Genomic DNA, 4,760 nt, shown 5'->3' with positions numbered 1-4,760 from the left:
GCCGACCTGACCGGCAATACCGTGACAGTATCGAACGTCACCGCCCCAACGATTACGTCCGCGACGTATGATGGCACCACCCACGTCTTCACCGTCACCGGCACCAACCTGGTGCAAACTATCGGCGCGACCAATGACATCACGATAGCCAAGTTGACCATCACTGGCGAAGGTGGTGCCACGCGCACGTTGTCCACGACTGGCAACGTCGAAATCACGTCTGCCACCAGCTTTACGTTCACCCTGGCCGGTGCCGATATTGCTGCTGTCGATAGCTTGCTCAATAAAAACGGCACCTCCTCTGCCAGCAGCGCCACGGCCTATAACCTCTCCGCAGCCGATGACTGGGATAGCGTTATCACCGGCGGCAACATCCAGGATCTGACCGGCAACGGCATCACCGTCGCCAATGCCGCACCAAGCATCCTCAGTTCCACCTACGATGCAGCCACCGGCATCTTGTCCGTCTCCGCCGTTAACATCGTCGGTGGCGACACCATTGACGTCAGTAAATTATCGATCACTGGCCAGGCTGGTTCCTACACCCTGACCACCGCCAACGTCACCGCCAGCAGTTCGACTGCCTTTGCAGTGACCTTAAACGCCGCCGACAAACTCGCCATCAACGGCATACTGAACAACAACGGCACCAGCGCGGTGGATACCACCACCTTCAACCTCGCCGCCGCTGCATCCTGGGATGCCACCACCACCTCCAGTGCCGACCTGACCGGCAATCCCGTGACCGTATCGAACGTCACCGCCCCAACGATCACCTCAGCAACGTATGATGGCACCACCCACGTCTTCACCGTCACCGGTACCAACCTCGTTAAAACGATAGGTGCGACCAATGACGTCACGATATCCAAGCTCACCATTACCGGTGAAGGTGGTGCCACCTACACCCTCTCCACCACCGGCAATGTTGAAATCACGTCTGCCACCAGCTTCACCTTTACCTTAGCCGGTGCCGATATCGCTGGTGTGGATAGCTTGCTCAACAAGAACGGCACCTCCTCTGCCAGCAGCGCCACGGCCTACAACCTTGCCGCAGCCGATGACTGGGACAGCGTCATCACCGGTGGCAATATCCAGGATCTGACCGGCAACGGCATCACCGTCGCCAATGCTGCACCCAGCATATTGAGTTCCAGTTACGATGCAGCCACCGGCATCTTGTCCGTCTCTGCCGTCAACATCGTCGGTGGCGACACCATTGATGTCAGTAAATTATCGATCACTGGCCAGGCTGGTTCCTACACCCTGACCACCGCCAACGTCACCGCCAGCAGCAGTACCGCCTTTGCCGTGACCCTGAACGCCGCCGACAAGCTCGTCATCAATGGCATATTGAACAAGAACGGTACAACTGCCGTTGATACCACCACCTTCAACCTCGCTGCCGCTGCATCCTGGGACGCCACCACCACCTCCAGCGCCGACCTGACCGGCAATGCCGTCACCGTCTCCAACGTCGCCGCCCCAACGATGACGTCTGCGACCTATGATGTCACCACCCACATCCTGACCGTGACTGGCACTGGTCTGGTCAAGACCATCGGTGCCACCAATGACATTACTGTCACTGCCCTCACCATCAAAGGTGAAGGCGCCGCCACACGTACGCTCTCGACGACCGGCAATGTTGAAATTACTTCCGCCACCAGCTTTGCCGTTACCCTCGCAGGTGCCGACCAGACTGCAGTGGAAGCCCTGTTCAACAAGAACGGCACAACATCTACTGGCGGCACGACTTACAACCTGGCTGCAGCCGATGACTGGGATAGCGCCATTACCGGTGGCAATATCGCTGTAACAACGTCCGCCATTACCGTCAGCAATATCCCGGTCCCGACCATCACCTCCTCCACCTATGATGCCAACACTGGCGTGCTGACTGTCACAGGAACCGGGCTTAGTGGCCTCACAGGGGTGACCAACGACATCGTCGCCAACAAGTTCAGCCTGCAAGGCGAAGGCGGAGCCAGCTATACCCTCACCACCACCAGCAATGTCGAGATCAGTTCAGCCACGTCCTTCACACTGACCCTCAGTGCCGCAGACAGGCTGGGTGCCAACCTCATCATGAACAAGAATGGCCCCAGTTCCACCAGTGCCAACACCTATAACCTGATTGCGGCCGAAGACTGGAATGCCGGTGCCGATGCGGCTGTCGTCATTGCCGACCTCACGGGTAATGGCATTACTGTTGCCAACGTCGTGGCACCGACCGTCACCTCAGCGACCTACAACGTCGCCACCGGCGTACTGGTCGTGACCGGGACCAACCTGCTGAGCCTGACAGGTGCCGCCAATGACATTACGGCCAACCGCATCCGTCTGCTGGGCCAGGGTGCCTTCAACTACACCCTGACGGACACGTCCAACGTCGACATCACCTCCAACACCAGCTTCACCATCACCATGAGTGCCACCGACAGGGCGGCCCTGGCCTTGAGAATGAACAAGGATGGTACTTCGTCCACCGACACCACCATCTACAACCTAGGCCTGCTGGAAGACTGGAATACCGGTGCTGACGTGGCTGTTGTCATCGCAGACCTGTTTGGTAACCCAATCACCGTCACCGGCAACAATGTCGCCCCGACTATCGGTGGTGTCGTCGCTGGCCAGACCGTGACAGAAACCACCACGGTTACCCCATTCACGAACGTGACCATCACTGATCCCGATGTCGGTGCCAGTGAAACCATCATCATCAGTCTTGATCTGGCGGCCAAGGGGGCTTTTACTGCGGCCTCACTGGCAGCGACCGGCTTCTCGACGGCCGATGGTGGCTTGACTTATACCCATGCGGCCGGTACCCCGGCTGTCGTACAAGCGGCCATCCGTGGCCTGGTGTTCCAGCCTGCTGCGGGCCGTGTCCCTGTGGGTGGAACAGAAACCACCACCTTCACCATCAGCGCCAATGATGGTATTGCCAGTGCGGTATTGAATAACACCACCACTGTCATTGCGACGGGTATCAATGCGGCGCCAACCAATATCACTCTGTTACCGGCTACTGTCCTGCAAGGATCACCAGACAACACCAGTGTCGGTACCCTGAGCGCCGTTGATCCTAATCCAGGTGATACCGCCAGCTTCAGCCTGGTGGGCGGGAATGGTACGAATGATAAAGACAATGCCAAGTTCACGATTGCTGGCAATAGCCTGGTGGCCAAGAACCCGGTAGGCATGACACCGGGTAACTACACCGTGTATATCAGGGCAACCGATGCCATGGGCGCTGCCTTTGATAAGAGCTTTACCGTCGCCGTGGGTGACAATGTCAACCCGAATGCCACGGGCATTGCCCGTGTCCAGTCTGAGAATACCAATCTGGGTAGTGTGGATTACAAAGTGACGTTCAGTGAAGCGGTCACAGGCGTGAATGCGGCTGCCTTTGCGCTGGCGACGACGGGTACGGTGGCGGGCACGATCAGCAGCGTCACCCAGCTTGATCCTTCCACTTATAGCGTCAGGATTACTGGCCTCACGGGCGATGGTACGCTGGGGCTGAATCTCAAGAATGCGGGAACGGGGATTGTGGATACGGCCAGCCTGGCTTTGAATGGCGGCTTTACCGGGCAGTTGTATCAGGTCGATCATACCGCGCCGACGACTGGCATAGGTTCAGTACGTCTTTCCAATGATGATGGTGCCAGCAACACTGACTTCATCACCACCATCAGCGACCAAACCATCTCGGGCAGCCTCAGTGCTGGCCTGGTCGCTGGCGAAACAGTGCAAGTTTCGCTCGACAATGGTACAAGCTGGATCAATGCGCTGGCGACCATCGGTGGCACTACCTGGAGTTTGCCAAATCAATTGCTGGCTGGCAATAATACTCTTAAAGTCAGGGTGGCTGATCTGGCTGGCAATAGCGGGGCGACATTCTCGCAAACCTATAGTATCAACCCTGGCACTGACAATCCTGGTACGGGCAGCTCGGATGCGGATGGCGATGGCATCCTGCAGCGGGTAGAAGCAGAAGTACCCAATTTACTGGGTGCGGGTAATGGTGATGGTAATGGTGATGGCATACCGGATCAATCGCAGAAGAATGTCAGTTCGCTGTTATGGAATAACAATACGGCAGCGAATAATCATTATGTGACACTGGCGAATAATAATTTCCTGTCGCAAACCAATGTGGCGACCACGGTAGCGCCAGCGACACTGCCAGTAGAACTGAGCATGCAGTACGGCATGATCACCACCCAGCTGACCGGCCTGGCAGCAGGCCAGGAAACCACGATGTCGCTGTACACCGATGCCATGGGACCAGTCAATGGCTACTGGGTACAAGACAAAGCTGGCACCTGGACCAACATTGCCACGAATATTGCGACGGTGAACGGCAAGCTGAAAGTGGACTTCAAGATCACGGACGGCGGGATCTTTGATGCTGACGGCAAGGTCGATGGCAAGATTACCCTCAATGGTGGTCTGGGCTTTAAAACCACGGTCCCGACCAATCCGAATACGTCCTTGCCAGGCGACAAGGATGGCGATGGTATTCCGGATGCGATCGAAGCCAGAGTCGGCACCAAACTGGATGTCAAAGACAATGACGTTTTGCACCGCTCTGATTTGTTTGCCATGCAGCTGTATCGCGATGTCTTGTTCCGTGAGGCTGATACCGCAGGTGTGCAGTACTGGCAAGGGCAGATAGACAGTGGCAAGATGAGCCGGGCCCAGGTCGCAGCATCGTTCATGGAGTCAGCTGAATTCCAGGGGGGCATCGGTGGGAT

General features: G+C 57.1%; 1 protein-coding gene. It reads left to right on the top strand.

What is annotated here, in order from left to right; translation table 11 throughout:
• Window positions 1-21: 21 nt before the first annotated feature.
• The coding region (locus ACO0LG_RS29430) for a choice-of-anchor U domain-containing protein (RefSeq protein ID WP_423032153.1) at window positions 22-4,760 on the top strand (4,739 nt) is incomplete at its 3' end.

The organism is Undibacterium sp. Ji42W, from assembly GCF_049340405.1.
In the GTDB taxonomy this organism is placed as follows: Bacteria; Pseudomonadota; Gammaproteobacteria; order Burkholderiales; family Burkholderiaceae_D; genus Undibacterium.
This window is presented reverse-complemented; position numbering and strand designations above follow the sequence as displayed.